13 protein-coding genes are annotated in these 16,211 nt (G+C 42.3%); 9 read left to right on the top strand and 4 right to left on the bottom strand.

Going from position 1 to position 16,211, the window contains the following annotated elements; genetic code table 11:
- Window positions 1-80 precede the first annotated feature (80 nt).
- The 8 genes from fucP (at window position 81) to NFU46_RS13330 (ending at window position 8,457) form a co-directional block, all read left to right on the top strand.
- A complete protein-coding gene (fucP, locus tag NFU46_RS13360) occupies window positions 81-1,370 on the top strand; it encodes an L-fucose:H+ symporter permease (protein ID WP_251602499.1) in 1,290 nt (429 codons plus the stop codon).
- 80 nt (window positions 1,371-1,450) lie between these two features.
- Window positions 1,451-1,801 (top strand): hypothetical protein, encoded by a 351-nt coding sequence (locus NFU46_RS13355; RefSeq protein ID WP_251602719.1) that lies wholly within the window; start codon window positions 1,451-1,453, stop codon window positions 1,799-1,801.
- Window positions 1,801-2,181: a hypothetical protein gene (locus NFU46_RS13350; protein WP_054560682.1), complete on the top strand. Its 381-nt coding sequence runs from the start codon at window positions 1,801-1,803 to the stop codon at window positions 2,179-2,181. Before NFU46_RS13355 ends, NFU46_RS13350 begins: the two co-directional genes overlap by 1 nt.
- Before the next feature lie 84 nt (window positions 2,182-2,265).
- Window positions 2,266-3,021: an ABC transporter substrate-binding protein gene (locus tag NFU46_RS13345; protein ID WP_251602497.1), complete on the top strand. Its 756-nt coding sequence runs from the start codon at window positions 2,266-2,268 to the stop codon at window positions 3,019-3,021.
- Between the two features lie 2 nt (window positions 3,022-3,023).
- On the top strand, window positions 3,024-5,240 hold the full coding sequence (locus tag NFU46_RS13340; RefSeq protein ID WP_251602495.1) for a tetratricopeptide repeat protein: 2,217 nt from the start codon (window positions 3,024-3,026) through the stop codon (window positions 5,238-5,240).
- A 410-nt stretch (window positions 5,241-5,650) separates the two neighbouring features.
- Window positions 5,651-7,534 (top strand): propionyl-CoA synthetase, encoded by a 1,884-nt coding sequence (locus NFU46_RS13335; RefSeq protein WP_251602493.1) that lies wholly within the window; start codon window positions 5,651-5,653, stop codon window positions 7,532-7,534.
- Window positions 7,535-7,639: 105 nt separating this feature from the next.
- Window positions 7,640-7,768, top strand: a complete 129-nt coding sequence (locus tag NFU46_RS20480) for a hypothetical protein (RefSeq protein ID WP_258536708.1) — start codon at window positions 7,640-7,642, stop codon at window positions 7,766-7,768.
- 119 nt (window positions 7,769-7,887) lie between these two features.
- The gene (locus tag NFU46_RS13330; protein ID WP_251602491.1) at window positions 7,888-8,457 is read left to right on the top strand and encodes a DUF2799 domain-containing protein; all 570 of its coding nucleotides are present in this window, start codon (window positions 7,888-7,890) and stop codon (window positions 8,455-8,457) included.
- Here NFU46_RS13330 and NFU46_RS13325 read toward each other — a convergent pair.
- The 4 genes from NFU46_RS13325 to NFU46_RS13310 all read right to left on the bottom strand — a co-directional run bounded on the left by NFU46_RS13325 (window position 8,443) and on the right by NFU46_RS13310 (window position 13,449).
- Window positions 8,443-10,125: a sensor domain-containing diguanylate cyclase gene (locus tag NFU46_RS13325; RefSeq protein ID WP_251602489.1), complete on the bottom strand. Its 1,683-nt coding sequence runs from the start codon at window positions 10,123-10,125 to the stop codon at window positions 8,443-8,445. The two genes, NFU46_RS13330 and NFU46_RS13325, sit on opposite strands and share 15 nt — an antisense overlap.
- 115 nt (window positions 10,126-10,240) lie before the next feature.
- Complete coding sequence (locus NFU46_RS13320) at window positions 10,241-11,554, bottom strand: DASH family cryptochrome (protein WP_251602487.1); 1,314 nt, start codon at window positions 11,552-11,554, stop codon at window positions 10,241-10,243.
- A gap of 96 nt (window positions 11,555-11,650) precedes the next feature.
- Complete coding sequence (locus tag NFU46_RS13315) at window positions 11,651-12,124, bottom strand: VOC family protein (protein WP_251602485.1); 474 nt, start codon at window positions 12,122-12,124, stop codon at window positions 11,651-11,653.
- Window positions 12,125-12,192: 68 nt separating this feature from the next.
- Entirely contained in the window at window positions 12,193-13,449 is a 1,257-nt protein-coding gene (locus NFU46_RS13310) for an MFS transporter (RefSeq protein ID WP_251602483.1), read from the bottom strand.
- Between the two features lie 252 nt (window positions 13,450-13,701).
- Between NFU46_RS13310 and NFU46_RS13305 the strand changes: the two genes are divergently transcribed.
- Window positions 13,702-16,071: a TonB-dependent receptor domain-containing protein gene (locus NFU46_RS13305; RefSeq protein ID WP_251602481.1), complete on the top strand. Its 2,370-nt coding sequence runs from the start codon at window positions 13,702-13,704 to the stop codon at window positions 16,069-16,071.
- Window positions 16,072-16,211: the final 140 nt, after the last annotated feature.

The following is a 16,211-nucleotide window of genomic DNA, read 5'->3' as shown; positions in this document are numbered from 1 at the left end:
AAATCAACTAGGTTGATTTATTATTTATAGTCGTGAATACTGTCGGCCACAACAATATGAACACATTAATCTGGTGAACTATGCAAACACAGCCTGCTATTGTATCGCGCCAAATGCTTTGGCCTTTTATTCTGCTTACAATTTGCTTTGCTGCTTGGGGTACTGCGGCCAATATGACAGACCCATTAGTGAAAGTTTTTAGCAAAACATTTTCGATGAGTGCGTTGCAATCAGCACTTGTGCAGTTTAGTTATTACGGTGCTTATTTTTGCTTAGCTTTACCGGCAGCCATGATCAATAGACGGTTTAATTATAAAACGGGGCTGTTAGTGGGTTTAGCCATGGCCGCAAGTGGTGCCTTATTGTTTTACCCTGCTAGCCAAACCATGCTCTATAGCCACTTTTTATTGGCCTTGTTTATTCTTGCTGGTGGCTTGTCTATTTTAGAGACCTCGGCAAACCCCTATGTCATGCAGTTAGGATGCGAGCAAACAGCAACCCGTAGACTTAACCTCGCGCAAGCTTTCAACCCTGTTGGTACTAATATTGGTGTGTTTTTAGCGGCGACGTTGATTTTACCGAACTTAAATCAAGCTGATAGCGCAAGCCGTGCCCTAATGAGTGAAGCGCAACTAAAAACCGTTGTGAGTGCAGAACTCGATGCTGTGATGGTGCCGTATGTGGGTATGGCCTGTTGCTTAATCTTACTATGGCTATGTATCTTTTTTAGTCGCTCTCCTGCCACAGCAACAAAAGCCGCCGCGCAGCCGCGTAAACTTAAAAAGACCTTTCAACATTTGTATCAAAATAAGCACTACCGATTTGGCGTGCTGGCACAGTTTTTTAATGTTGGCGCCCAAACCTGTGTATGGACCTACACCATTGGCTACACCATGGAAGCACTTAACACTACAGAAGTCACCGGCGGCCAAGTCTTACAATATTCTATGCTGGTGTTTTTAGTATCTCGATTCATTATGACTTGGTTAATGCGCTTTATTAGCGGCGCTAAATTACTGCGTTTTATGGCTTTAGTTGCAGCCGTGCTTTGTTTTATTGTTACCACCCAAGTTAATTTAGTGGGCGTAGTCGCACTTGTCGCTATTTCAAGCTGTCTATCTTTGATGTTTCCAACCATTTACGGCACAGCACTAGAAGGCCTCGGCGAAGATGCAAAAGTTGGTGCGGCAGGTTTAGTAATGGCTATTTTAGGGGGCGCATTTTTACCTCTGATCCAAGCTGCAACCATAGATGCCTTTAACACTGCGGTTTCGTTTGTTGTACCACTTGTTTGCTTTTTAATCGTTGCTTTGTATGGCCACCATACCAAAGTAGCAGCAATACCCGCCAAAGCGCAGTTGCAGGACTAAACTCATCAATGAGATAATGCACCTCGTTTACCTACTTAAGCGAGGTGTATCTTCAATTAATGGCACATATTACATTTTTCATGGTCAAGTTTTTGGCCTTTTCTGTTGGCTGTTTTTCCTGCTTTTTACTTCATGATCAAGCCAATGTTGCCCTTGTGTTATCTGCTGCATTTACTGGATTAGTTGGCACATTTATTTCTTTTCCTGCTCGTTTTGGTAACCATCCTTATGCAGCCATTTACGCTGGTAGTTTTGCTGGTATGTGCTCATCGAGTTTAATCAACAGCTACTGGGAGCTGAGTTTTATCTCTTTAATTGGTGCCAGCCTTTACGTATTAACTATGAACCTATTTGCAGGTTTTGGTGGTCGTCTTGGTAGCGTTGCTTTTGCCAGTGTGGCGCTTTACATGCTTGCAAAAGGAGTCTTTTAATGGATTTGTTTATTACAATTACCGCTTTACTTGGTGCCTACTCTACTTACTTTTTAGCGCATCATAATCGCTTTGATGGCATTCGCGCCTCAGCCGCCACTAGCATTATTGCATTTGCAATTTTAAGCCTATTCCCTGTTGATGTAGAACTTTACAGCGTGGCGTTTTTTGGGGGGACTTTCATTGGCATGAGCGCACCAAAACGCTTTGGCATTTTTACATTAGCCATTGCTTCAATATTGTTTGCTTTGTTGTTTGAATACCTTGTGCCGCGCTTGCATGGCTATGGCGGTGCATTGGGCTTGAGTGCTTTTCTATCTGTGTGTGTTTGCCATATCGGTATCTTGCTAGGGGCACCCCGCAGTAAAAAAAGCAACTAAATCTGACTTGGCAATTAAAAACCTATACCTTTTCATTAAGATTCTTTAGTATGTTAAATACTTGTTTAAGGATAAAGGATCTTTATGCTGTTTCGCTCATTACTGATTGCTACCATGCTTTGTTTCATCAGTTGTGCAACGGCTGCGAAAACACTGACCTTTATCGCTGAAGATCTACCTCCTTACCATTTTAAAAATCAGCAAGGCGAAGCCGATGGTGCACTTGTTGAAGTAATAAAAGCCGCCTTAACACACGCAAACATCCCCAGCGAATTCGCAATTATGCCTATGGCGCGGGCTTTTCATGAGCTCGAAAACAATCCAAACATGTTAATGATTTCGCTACTAAAAAACCCAGCTCGTGAGAGTCGCTTTCAGTGGTTAGCACAAACCTACTTTTCGGACGCTTACCTCGTTGACCTTGCGAGCAAAAGCCACAAAATATTTAGTTTAAAGCAAGCTCAGCAGTACCGTGTCGCGACTATTCGAGGCTATTCAAGTGAGCATTACTTGAAGCATGCCGGATTTAATGAAGATAAAAATTTGGTGCTAGTCAGTCATTACCATCAACTTTGGCAATTGCTTGAAAAAGAGCGCATAGACTTTGTGCTGACCAACACCCTGACTTTGCAAAACGAACTGGCATTATCTGGGGTTGATCCGAGTGATATTCATAAAAGCCTACACTTAGATGACTTTCCGTCAGGTCTTTATTTAGCTGCAAATCTTAATTTAGATAAACAACTCGCTGTGCAATTAAGAAACGCGGTTGAAGCTTTGAAGCAAAGTGGTCAATACCAAGCAATATTACAAAAATGGCAGTTGCCTTTACCTAATTAAAAATGAAAAACACTCCATTATTTTATAAAAGCTTAGCCTTAGCTTGTGCCCTTAGCTGTCTAACGCTAAGCGCCTATGCTATTACCCCTGAACAAGCGTTAGAAAAGCTAAACGAAGCCCAGTCACTACGCAATAGTAACCCAAACCAAGCCACTGAAATATTTGAGCAGTTAACTAACGACTCAACTCTCGTCAATGAGCCTAACATCATACAAGAGGCATTCGAATCGCTGGCATTTATGAATGTGAGCAGTGGTGATTATGATCAAGCACTGAGCTATGCAGAGCAGCTACTGGAGTACGGACAAAAGCAAAGTAATCAGGCTATCGCAGTACGAGCGATGCTTATTCAGGGCTACGCACAAGGCAGAAAAAGTAACTTTCTAACAGCAGAGCAGCACTACCGAGATGCATTAGCTATTGCTAAACGGATAAAAGATTCTGTGCTGATTGCCCAGTCTTATGAGCGATTAGCTGCCATTTTACGCTGGCAAGATAAATACATAGCCGCCCTTAATGAGGCACAAAAATCTGTTAATATCTTACATGAGTTTGATGATGAAAAATCCTATGCATCGGCATTACTAAACTTAGGAATAATCGAAGCCATTATTGGCGATCACAATGCGGCGCTTGCAAGTTTAACTCAATCATTTTCTTTGCACCAAAAGCTTGATGACAAAAAAGGCATAGCCGATTCGCTTTACGAAATTGGCGAAGTTTACCGCCGTATGGGCGACAGTGCTCAATCGTTAAAGCACTTTAAAATGTCTCACGTGTTAGATTTAGAAATTGGCTCAAAAGTCGACATCGGTAACAGTGCCATGAAGGTCGGCTACGCTGCGCTAAAACAAGGTGAACTTGCTACAGCCACAGATTACGCAGAAAAGTCGATTAGCTATTATCAGCAATCATCTTCAAACACAGGGCTATGTCGCTCTTATAATTTAATGGCATTAATTGCTTTAAAACAAAATAACATAAGTGAAGCGCAAGCCTATATCAACCGCGCTTTGGCAATCGCTACTGACTATAATTTTCGCTCACACTTGGTATCTTTAGGGATCACCCAAACACGTATTTATCAAGCCCTTGATGATCACGCTGAAGCAATTAAAACCGCAGAGCAGGCTTTAAAACAGGCTGATGAGCTGCAAGATGTTGAAGATCAAATTAGCTTAAATAAGTTACTCACTGACTCTTACCTTGCTTTACAACTGTATAAACAAGCATTTGAATCGCAAAACCGCTATCAAACCCTTGAAGATAGTACCGGTAAAAATCAGCACGACTTAACCGTGGCCGCGATGCAAAGCCAAGTAGCTTTTATGCGAAATCAGCAAGAAATCAACCAATTGAGTGCTGAAAAGCAAATTCAAGCGGCTCAACTAAGCGAAAGTGAATGGCAATTCAAAGCGTGGTTACTGGGCTTAAGCTGCGTGATTTTGCTGATATCTGGCTTTGGTTACCGCTCATTTAAAAAGCGTAAGCTTGCCAGTGAACGAGCACAGCTACTCCAAGAAGTCGTTGATAAAAAGAACCGCTTACTAGCCGATGTGTCTCATGAAATTCGCACGCCACTCACAGCACTACAATTGCAAGTTGAAGCATTGCAATACAATATCGCCAAAGACGTAGATGCCTCTTACGATGCCATTAATCGAAAACTTACCGATATCAATGTGCTTATCCGAGATATCCATCAACTAGCACAAGCTGACTCAGATAGCCTATATCTGAACCTAAAACCCTATTTACTTGCTGATGTATTATCCGTTTGGCAGCAAGACTTTACTACTTTTGTAGAAAACAAAGGCTTTGAATTTACTAGTAACATTCACCTTGCTGCAGATATCAAAGTGACATGGGATATCGATAAAATTAAGCAAGTACTGACTAACCTTTTATCAAACAGTACTTTTTATACTGATAAACCCGGCAAAATTAAATTTATAGCGACAGCATCAGAGCAGAGTATTACTTTTAGTATTGAAGATACCCCACCCGGCGTTACCAATAATCAGTTAGTTGAAATATTCGAACGTTTATACCGCGTTGATAAGTCGCGCAGCCGTCAAACAGGCGGCTCAGGCCTTGGGCTTGCAATTTGTAAAAGTCTGATTGAAACACACAAAGGCACTATTAAAGCTGAGTATAGTGAGCTAGGTGGCGTTAAGATCCTCATTTGCTTACCGCTTATTAGTGAACAACAGGTTTAATTAGCACCACGATTCCCTAAAATCGCCCCTAAACAGGGCGATTTCACTACATTTAGCTCAATTAATGCCGACCAAGGTCGCATATTATTTAATCAAAAAAACACCTACATTTTAGATATCCAAGCTACCCTAAGATGCGAGAATTCAGCAAGAGATAAAACGCATTTAGACAAGGCATTGATTGCAAATAATGGTGTTCCCTTATTAAAATCAATAACGCTGGATAAATGCGTTTTAGCCTTGCCCTTTGGGCGCTTCACAGGAAACCCACTACTGTGTTGTGACAATTTGAAAGGTACCCACATTCCTACATTGCCACGCCTTGTATTGAGTTCCCTGTGATAGCGCTGAAACATGCATCTTAGGGTAGCTTGGATATTACTCTCACTAAAAAGTATAGGAGCCTCACAATGGCGGGCGAATATCAACAACAATATCAACAGTTCCAGCGCGATCCGGGTCAGTTTTGGCTTGAGCAAAGTAAACGAATTCCTTGGTTTAAAGAGCCAAGTGTCCCTTATCAATATGACGATAATGATTTTTACCATTGGTTTGCCGATGGTCAGTTAAACACTTGTTACTTAGCCCTCGACCAACACGTCGAAGCAGGCTATGGCGATCAAACTGCACTGATTTACGACTCTCCTGTTACCAATACCAAACAACAATACACTTATGGCGAGTTACAAACTCAAGTTGCTAAATTTGCTGGGCTCATGCAATCCCTTGGTGTAAGCAAAGGTGACCGTGTAGTCATTTATATGCCAATGATCCCACAAGCAGTTATTGGTATGCTGGCGTGTGCGCGCCTTGGTGCCATTCACTCCGTTGTATTTGGTGGTTTTGCACCGCACGAACTCGCTGTGCGTATTGATGATGCAAAACCTAAGCTTGTGCTTACTGCGTCTTGCGGGGTCGAAATTAATCATGTGATTGAATATAAGCCACTGCTTGATGAAGCACTCGAAAATGCCAAGCATGCTGTTGAACACTGTATTGTATTTCAGCGTGAACAAGCCATTGCCGAGATGCAAGATGGCCGAGACATCGATTGGCAATCAGCCTCTGATGCAGCAAGTGAAGTCGATGCAGTGCCTGTTGCAGGCGACGACCCGCTTTATATTCTTTACACATCAGGCACCACAGGAACACCTAAAGGGGTGGTTCGAGAAAACGGTGGTCACGCAGTTGCAATGCATTACAGCATGGAAACCGTGTATGGCATGAAGCCCGGCGAGGTATTTTGGGCAGCTTCCGATATTGGCTGGGTGGTTGGTCACTCATACATTGTATATGCACCGCTCATTTATCGCTGTGCCACCGTACTTTACGAAGGTAAACCCATTAGAACCCCAGATGCCAGTGCATTTTGGCGTGTTGTAGAAGATTATCAAGTCACCGCCCTATTCAGTGCTCCAACTGCATTTCGCGCAATTAAAAAAGAAGACCCCACCGCCGAGGGCTTTAAACAATACGATACCTCAAGTTTAAAACGTTTATTCTTGGCCGGCGAACGCCTAGATCCGCCAACGTATGAGTGGTTGAAAGACAACACCGGCTTGCCCGTACTCGACCACTGGTGGCAAACAGAAACAGGTTGGGCAATTGCGTGTAACCCAATTGGTATTGAACAACTTGCCACTAAACCGGGAAGTTCAACGGTGCCAACACCGGGCTTTGATGTACAAATTCTTGATATGAATGGTGAGCAGTGCGCCGCAAACGAAAGCGGCGCAGTGGTTATTAAACTACCTTTACCTCCTGGCTGCTTACCAACAATTTGGCAAAACAATGAACGCTTTCAAGCGGGCTATTTAAGTGAGTACCCTGGTTATTACCTCTCTGGTGATGGCGGCTATATTGATGACGATGGGTATCTATTTATTATGGGTCGTACCGATGATGTAATTAACGTTGCAGGTCATCGCTTATCAACCGGTGAAATGGAAGAAATTGTAGCAGCCCACCCTGCTGTTGCTGAATGCGCAGTATTTGGTGTTAACGATGCACTTAAAGGGCAATTACCTATGGCGATGATAGTGCTCAAAGACGATTACCTTGGCGATAGCAAAGAAGTCGAGCAACAGTTAGTTCACTCGGTAAGAAATCAAATTGGCGCCATTGCCTGCTTAAAGAATATTTTGCATGTTGAGCGCTTACCAAAAACCCGCTCAGGGAAAATACTCAGAAAGAACTTACGTCAATTGGTCGATGGTGAAGAACTGCAAATTCCATCAACCATTGATGATGCAAGTATTTTTGATGAAATCAACCAACAACTTAACAATCGCTGATCAGCTTTTGTAATGTTACCCAAAGGCCTTGTTTAAGGCCTTTATTCGTTTTGGCCTATGGCTTGCAACTTTACATGTAAGTTAGCAAACGAAAAGGTGGTTAACATGGCTGTTATCGCAGGTTATATCCAATTCAATGAATTAGGCAAAACAGAATTTCATTATATTAATCAACTAGCTGATGTATTTAATCGCTATAAAAAAGCAGATGCTCAGCGGTTCTGTCAGTGGTAATTGATAGTCATAATACCCTCATCTGAGGGCATTATTATGAAATACAAAAACTACTTTCTAAAAAATAATATTACAGGCTAGAATCAAGTCAGTTATTAATAATTTAAGCTGAGACTTTAATGAGAAAATGGACACTTCCTCTACTGCCATTAATCGTATTAGCAGGCTGTACCTCAGTCAGTAAAGATGAATGTTTACAAGCCAATTGGCATGGTATTGGTTATAAACATGGTGCAGATGGCACTGAGTATCGTGATGGCATCGATGCCTTATCACAATGCAGCGAATATGGCGTAAGTGCCAATATTGCTGAATATAAAGTGGGATACGATCAAGGTCTGGCAGTGTATTGTGAGCCCGAAAATGGCTTTACCCTTGGTATGCAAGGCGCATCTTACAATGGCATCTGTAATAGCACAGCTTTTCGTAAAGCATGGCAAGAAGGTAACGACAGGTATCAAGTACAGCAAAGGCTGATATACATTGATGACCGAATTGACGACATAGACCGTCGCCTAAAAGATATTCGTGCAGAGCTTAACAGCAATCAACTTGATAATAGCCAGCAAAAAGCGCTTTATAGAGAGCGTAAAGACTTAGAAAACGAACGCAAAGACTTACGCAAAGAGCGCGCTTTACTTCCGCTTTTAAATAAATTGCCGAGTGTCGAAATATCAACCGAGTGGTGATGCTTTATGTTTAAGCTTCATCTTATACATTTGCTCGTCAGCTGTGGCGAGTAACTCTTTGGCGTTTTTACCATCTTTTGGGTAAAGCGCGATACCAAAACTCGCACTCACAGGCACTTTTGTTGTGTAGCGCTTTGCTACGCCTTCAACTGCTTTTTGGCAGCGTCCAGCAATGTCTTGGCAAACAGAGAGTTTTGCTAACGTTGGCAACACAATCACAAACTCATCGCCACCAATGCGCGCTAATATGTCTTTATCACGCAGCTGAAGTGAAAGCTGCTCACTGATTTCAAGAAGTAGATTATCGCCCTGCTCGTGACCAAAGGTATCATTTACCAGTTTAAAGTTATCAAGGTCGACATAAATCAACGAAAACTGGTTACCTTCATTCGCCGCATGATGAGAAAATGAATGTAACTGAATATCTAAACCTCGCCGATTTAACAGCTTTGTCAGTGGGTCTTGATTGACTAATTCGTCAAGCAGTTGGCGCTTTTCTACTGCCTGTGAAATATCATCAAATGCACCAATGTAATGACTCACTTGGCCATGTTCGTCATACATGGCATCTATGGTTAACAACTCAGGAAAAACTTCACCGGTTTTGCGCTTGTTCCATATTTCACCTTGCCAGCGCCCAGTATTTAATAAACGCTCCCACATCAACTCGAAGAACTCTGTGGGTTGCTGCTTAGCTGAGAGAATAGATGGGTTTTTATCAAGCACTTCTGCCTTACTAAAACCTGTAATTTGCTCAAAAGCAGGGTTAACATCCACAATTTTAGGCTCAGGGGTGGTGATCAATATACCACGGCTTGTTGTTGAGAAAACGGCTGTAAGCAGCTGTATTTTTTCGTTGCTTTTAACTTCTTCAGTGACATCTTCTGAATAACCATTCCACTCAACACTGCCATTAGCACGGGCAATTGGTGAGGACTTTCCTTCAACCCAAATCACCCCTTTTGTGGGGTGATTAACTCTATACACCTCATGCCAATCGCATAATTCGACTCGCGATTTTTCAATGCTTTTTATAATGCGCTTTAAGTCATCTGGATGAATAATATGCATCATTAAATCAGCAGAATTTTTTATATCATCTGCTGTGCAGCCATAAATGTTGAAGACTTTGGAGCTGGCAAAAGGGAAATATGTGGTACCATCATTTTCGACCACATACTGATAAACAAACCCCGGTAAGTTATCAGTAAATTTTTGCAACTTAGCATGTAAAAACTCAATTTCACGCTCTTTTAACCACTGTTCAGTAATATCGATATGAACGCCTAACATCCACTCAGGGTTGCCATTTTCATCCCAACTTTGCACTTTGCCTTTATCGAGCACTTTAACCCAGTGCCCTTGTTTATGCTTCATTCGTGCTTCGCAAATATAGCGCTCAGAGTCACCTTTAAAGTGAGCGTTTAATAGCTGTTCCGATTTTGACAGGTCGTCAGGGTGAGCAAAGCTGAGCCAAGTTTCAATTGAAACTGGCAATAATTCTTGCAGTGAATAACCGATAATATCGGCCCACTTATCATTAAAAATGGTTTCGCCTGTTTGTACATTCCAAAGCCAGATCCCCGCATCCCCACTGTCGAGAATTAGCTGAGCAATGTCTAATCCAAGCTGCGATTTAATCGCATCATACCCTTCACTAAATGCCATAATTAGCCTTGTTAACTAGCTCACCCGAAATAAAAGTAAGCCTTAATCATTATTTTAGTTAACAAAATAAAAAAACACTAAAAATCCGTGAAGAATATTGATCTAACGCAGGCTATTACATATTTGGCCAATCCACCTCATCAACACTGTCGATTGTGCTTACGATGGTTTGATCTCCTTGCCATTTTCGAATGTAACGCGCCAGAGGATCATAAAGGGCTGTTTGCTTATTAATATGAAAATGTCGACCACCTCTAGGGTCAACGCCGACCCCCGCTATATATTGCCAATTACCCCAGTTTGCAGCCACGTCATAATCAATGAGTTGCTGTTCGAAATACGCTGCACCATAGCGCCAATCAAGTTCAAGCTCGTTAACTAAACAACTTGCCGCAATTTGCCGAGAGCGGTTAGCAATATAGCCTGTCGCATTAAGCTCATGCATTATTGCATTAACCAAAGCAAATGGCGTGCGACCTTGGCACCACGCATTAAAGCGCTGGCTGTTAAAAGTCGTCAGCGGTGCACTGTGCTTTTGCCCTTTAAACTGGAAGAGTGTTGCGCCAGAGCGCATTGCATGCCACTTAAAATATTCGCGCCACAGTAATTCAAACTTTATCCAATAGCTCGACTCATTTGCACCGTTTTGTAACTCATACACTTCCACTTCTCGGTACAGCTGTTTTGCGCTAATTGTGCCACCAGCGAGCCATACACTGAACTTAGTACTGTTACTAAAGCCGTCTAACTCATTGCGTGTTTCTTTATAACTGCTTGGCGCTTGAGATGAAAAGTACGCATTACAATGCTGCTGAGCTGCAATTAAGCCACCTTTAAAACTTCCTGAGTGAACAGGGACAACATCTATAGCTTGCTCAGGGCATAGTTGAACTGGGTGAGGTAAGTAGCTAACCGCTTGCTGTGGCGCCGCTATAAAGGTTGGCTCAGCTTCTACCTTTTTGCGAAAGGCAGTAAAGTTTTTAGGTAAGTCATCAAGCTGAAAAGGCAAGTCCGTTGCTTTAAACAAGGTATCTTGCTGATAGGTTTTTACTGTCACTTCTGGGCATAACACTTTGATTTTATCGAGCTGTTTTTGCTCATAAACGCCAACTTGCTCGGTACAAACCAATGTTTCAATATCATACTTTTGTAATCGCTGACTGATTACTTGCTCAGGCTCACCACTTAGCACATGGAGTGTTTGCCCAAGCTTCTCAACAGCTTGTGCAAATGCTGCTAGGCTTTCACGTAAAAAATGGTGTCTATGCGTGCCATACGGTTTTGATTGATAGTTAGTTTGCCTAAACCAGCGCGGCTCAATCACAAACACTAAATCAAGCTCGCCATCAAAATCAGCTAACTCAGATAGAATTTCATTGTCGACTAGGCGTAGATCATTTTGCAGCCAATATAAAACACGCTTTTTCATTGAATTACTCGTTGCTTTTAATATTCATACGAGTAAATCCATTATTTGGATTTTAAATGTCAAAATTAAATGATTAGGCATTATTTCGGATTGGTGTTAAGCATCTTGCTCTTTACTCATAAGCTCGCTCATACGCTGCATAAGCTCTTGCTCACTGAGGTCTTCTTTGTGTGTGCCTATAGTCCAAATGTGGCCAAAAGGGTCTTCTAAAGTCCCTGACCTGTCGCCATAAAATTGGTCATGTACTGGGCGTAGCTCTTTTGCCCCAAGCGACAAAGCTTTAGCAAAAACAGCATCGACATCTTCAACATACAGCATAATGCTCACCGGTGTACCGCCAAGTTGTTGCGGCGACTTAAATTGCACATCAGGGCAATTATCAGAAAGCATAATATGAGAGTCGGCTATTTTTATTTCAGCATGCGCCACTCCACCATCAGGCAAGGGCATTTGCATTATAAGTTCAGCAGCAAAAGCGTGTTTGTAGAACTCTATCGCCTTAGTGGCACCTTCAATAACCAAATACGGGGTTACCGCATGAAAACCTTTTGGGATTGCAGAAACAGCCATGTTACACCTCAACGTTTAGTGTGTGAGTTATAAAGGTAGCAGTTGTTGTGCAATTTCACGTTATAAATTTACTTTCGCAATGTGCTTGCAAAATCGGGTCTGGGTAACTTTTCGAGTATGGCGTATAAGTAAATCACCACAAGGCAAAGCCCTCCCGCTACAAAGAATAAGGTTGGGCCATCGTAATAATCTAAAATTAAACCACCACCAAGTGGTGCTAAAGCAAATCCTAAATCATAAAACGAAGCAGCGCCAAAGTAGGCTCCACGTAAGTGTGATGGTGCAAGCCTATCAAGGTGAACGTTCATCGTCGGAAACAAAATGGTTTCGGCCAAACTCATCACCACTATCGCACCAATCCAGCCCCAGAATAAATCGATTGGATTAAGTGCGAGCCAAAACTGCGACACCATCAATAGCACCAAGCCTATTTGTATTCGCACCGTTAGGCTAAATCGCGCCATCATTTTTAACAGCAGAAATTGACTTGAAATGATCACTAACGCATTGGTAAATATCAGCGCAGAAATCAATGCAAGTAGGTCGGGTGCCTCTGTACGAGTTAGGTATTGTATGAGTGAACTATCCATTTGCGCATAAATAAACATGCACAAAATATTGGCTAAAATTAAACACTGCAGCAGCTTATCTGCAAATAGAATACGTAAGATTTGCTTGCCCTGTACAGCTGGTTTTTTCTCTTCAGGCTCGTCGATTGCGGCAGTATTTTTGGCGGCTTTATCACTAAAATTAAAGCCCCAAACAAGCAGCACCAATAAAATAGCAAATGCCCCTGCGGTAATATAAAAGCTCGACTGCTCACCTGTTAAACCTAGCCATACTCCGGCTAATGGGCCCACCGCACAGCCCACATTAACAATAAAGTACAGCGACTGCATGGCCAGCTCACGAGTTTGTGCATCATCAATAATATCGCCAATCGCCGCACTGGTTAGTGGTCGCCAAAGTGCAGTCGCAATCGAGCATAAGGTCATCACAATCACATAACCGGCCACGGTTTCTACCTCAGCCAACAGCGAGAAAGAAATAATATACAACACGCCGGTAATGTACATCAGCGTATGCCGGCCCACTTTATCTGAGAGGCTACTGCCAATAAAACTGGTAAACACAGAAATCACGGCTGCACTGGTAAGTACCAAACCAACTTCTGTCGCCGATAAAGCAAACTTTTCATACAAGATCACCGCAAGAAATGGCCACACCATGTAATAGCTGCCACGGGTAATAAACGAGCCAAATAAGAAGATCCACATAAGCACTGGAAACTGCTTAAAGCGCGCTAAAGAGATATCTGAATTCATTATTTTAATTTTTATGATGATGATTAAAACACTATACAGGAACTGAATCTGCCTTGGGTATTTAATCTAAAACTTGTTTGTAACAGCGTATTAATTAGCTAAAAAACAAACGCAACTTAATTGTGAATACTGTTAAGCCAACTTGAAAAAGATTAATCTAAATAAGAATAGTTATTGATTGTATTTTTCATTTCTGTAATATACGCAGCGTTCCTCAAAGGGATAACCAACAAAAAGAACTGGAAACCTACAATGAAATCAATAAAACCAAGCTTACTGGCACTTGCCATAGCAACACATTTTTCAGCCTTTGCTGATGACGCTAAGCCAAAACAAGATATGGAACGCTTAGTTATCACAGCAACAGGTTATGAACAAAAAGTTACCGAAGCACCTGCAAGTATTTCAATTATCACTAATGAAGATATTAAGTCTCATGCCTTCACCTCAGTACTTGATGCTGTACAGTATTTAGAAGGTATCGACATTGGTACAACCCGTGATAAAACAGGCCAAGGTAGTGTAAGTATGCGTGGTTTAACAGGTGAATACACCCTGTTACTTATTGATGGTAAACGCCAAAATAACCATGGCGACATATACCCAAACAATTTTGGTGGCAACGCGTTTAACCACGTACCACCGGTTGATGCCATTGAACGTGTTGAAGTAATCCGTGGCCCTGCATCAACGCTTTATGGTGCAGATGCACTGGGTGGTGTAATTAATATCATCACTAAAAAGCACACAGACAGCTGGAGCGGTGCAGTATCTTTTAGCCGTTCATTACAACAAAACGATGATTTTGGTGATGACATTACCACTGACTTCAGTGTGATGGGTCCGCTTATCAAAGACGTATTAAGCTTAGGTGTACGCGGCAGCGTTTACGAGCAACAAGCATCATCGCCAACATTTGAACCAGCAACCGATCCTAATGGTGTTGTACATGCTCGTTCATTAGGTTTTGGTAGTGGGGGTCGTACCGTTGATAATACAAACGAGCAGTATGGTTTTACTTTAACTTATACACCGTTTGAGTCGCATCATTTACGTTTTGATTACGATAACTCAAGCCAAGTGTACGACAACACGCCAAGCTACGACATTGAGTCAGGCACCATTACTTACCCGCTTGGTACTAAAGATAACATTGAATCAATTTGGCAAGACCGCCGCGGCCAAGTAAACCCGCGCGCAGGTTATGCGGCAGACCAAGAGTTTGACCGTGAATGGTGGTCACTCAGCTACGATGGTGAACTTAATTGGGCAACGATTAAAGCCTCTGTATCTTATGTTGATACGCAAAACAATGGCCGTACTTTACCACTGAGTGTAAGCGAGCGATTAGAGCTGCAAGCTATGTACGATGGTACTGGCGAATACGAAGGAATGGACGAGCAAGCACGTAAAGACTTAGCCGAAGAAACATTCTTACCGCGCCCTGCTCGCCCACTTGAAAGCAGCCAATATACCTATGACTTACGCTTTGATATTCCTATCACAGGTAGCTTTGGTAGCCATAACCTAGCAATTGGTGGTCAGCTTATCGACGGTGAATTAAAAGACGGCGTATTTGGCCTTGAAAGTGACCAAGCAGGTCAAGTACAAGAGCAAAACATGTACTCAATCTTTGCCGAAGATAACTGGATGGCAACTGACAACTTCACCTTTACATTAGGTGCTCGTTACGATGACCATGATGTATTTGGCAGCCAAGTATCACCGCGCGTTTACGGTGTATATAACCTCTCTGACACTTGGACCTTAAAAGGTGGTGTAAGTACAGGTTATAAAACGCCGCAAACCACCGATCTTTACGACGGTATCACCGGATTTGGTGGTCAGGGCACAAGCCCATTTGCGGGTAACCCAGATTTAGAACCAGAAACCAGTGTGAACTCAGAAGTTGCACTGTACTGGACTTCGCTTGATGGCGATCACAACATTAATGTGACTTACTACAACACCAAGTTTGAAGACAAAATTGCCCGCGGCGACACTATTTTAAGCTGTGAACAAACTAACGATGTACGCCCTTGTGTGAACTTAGGTCAGTACGATCAACTTGGCTACGATAGCTACAGCCAAAAGATCAATATCGACGAAGTAGACCTTCAAGGTGTTGAAATTGCTGGTCAATACACAATCACTAAAACAGTGTCTGTTAACGGTAACTACACGTGGACTGATAGCGAACAAAAGAGCGGTCCTGAAGAAGGTCAACCATTAACTAACTCAGCTGAGCACATGGCAAACCTTACCCTAAACTGGGAAGCGACTGACTTTATGAACTTATACCTACAAGGTGTATATCGTTCAGACCGTTACCGCGGTTGGGATAACGTGCACGACAAAGCGCTGTATTACAAAAACTACAACCTACTTAATTTAGGTGCGCAGTTTTATGTAAATGAGTACGTGCAAATCAATGCCCGTGTAAACAACCTATTAGACGAAGATTTCACCTCGTATAGCACAAGCTATACCGACCTAAATGGCGATGGTGAGTATGAATACCTAACAGGTCGCGGTGTAGTTAGCGAAGTCACATTCACAGACGACTACAACGTTAAAGATAAAGGCCGTAATTTCTGGATTGGCGTTACTGCTTACTTCTAAGAAAACTCCCTGAAAATAGACAGCATGCAGTCATGTGCTGTCTATTTTTCTAACTACACTATTACTCTTACTGTCAGTATTCTTTTTACTGTCACTAAACTGCCAACTTCACACACTAAGCTGATGATACCTGCGTAAGC

Origin of the sequence: Pseudoalteromonas sp. NCCP-2140 (assembly GCF_023708065.1) — a bacterium.
In the GTDB taxonomy this organism is placed as follows: Bacteria; Pseudomonadota; Gammaproteobacteria; order Enterobacterales; family Alteromonadaceae; genus Pseudoalteromonas.
This window is presented reverse-complemented; position numbering and strand designations above follow the sequence as displayed.

Coding starts and splice junctions, on each gene's coding strand:
- NFU46_RS13350 (WP_054560682.1), top strand. CDS start 1,801: ATGGATTTGTTTATTACAATTACCGCTTTACTTGGTGCCTACTCTACT.
- NFU46_RS13325 (WP_251602489.1), bottom strand. CDS start 10,125: ATGGCATTTAGTGAAGGGTATGATGCGATTAAATCGCAGCTTGGATTA.
- NFU46_RS13310 (WP_251602483.1), bottom strand. CDS start 13,449: ATGAATTCAGATATCTCTTTAGCGCGCTTTAAGCAGTTTCCAGTGCTT.
- NFU46_RS13315 (WP_251602485.1), bottom strand. CDS start 12,124: ATGGCTGTTTCTGCAATCCCAAAAGGTTTTCATGCGGTAACCCCGTAT.
- NFU46_RS13335 (WP_251602493.1), top strand. CDS start 5,651: ATGGCGGGCGAATATCAACAACAATATCAACAGTTCCAGCGCGATCCG.
- NFU46_RS13330 (WP_251602491.1), top strand. CDS start 7,888: ATGAGAAAATGGACACTTCCTCTACTGCCATTAATCGTATTAGCAGGC.
- NFU46_RS13320 (WP_251602487.1), bottom strand. CDS start 11,554: ATGAAAAAGCGTGTTTTATATTGGCTGCAAAATGATCTACGCCTAGTC.
- NFU46_RS13305 (WP_251602481.1), top strand. CDS start 13,702: ATGAAATCAATAAAACCAAGCTTACTGGCACTTGCCATAGCAACACAT.
- NFU46_RS20480 (WP_258536708.1), top strand. CDS start 7,640: ATGGCTGTTATCGCAGGTTATATCCAATTCAATGAATTAGGCAAAACA.
- fucP (WP_251602499.1), top strand. CDS start 81: ATGCAAACACAGCCTGCTATTGTATCGCGCCAAATGCTTTGGCCTTTT.
- NFU46_RS13355 (WP_251602719.1), top strand. CDS start 1,451: ATGGTCAAGTTTTTGGCCTTTTCTGTTGGCTGTTTTTCCTGCTTTTTA.
- NFU46_RS13345 (WP_251602497.1), top strand. CDS start 2,266: ATGCTGTTTCGCTCATTACTGATTGCTACCATGCTTTGTTTCATCAGT.
- NFU46_RS13340 (WP_251602495.1), top strand. CDS start 3,024: ATGAAAAACACTCCATTATTTTATAAAAGCTTAGCCTTAGCTTGTGCC.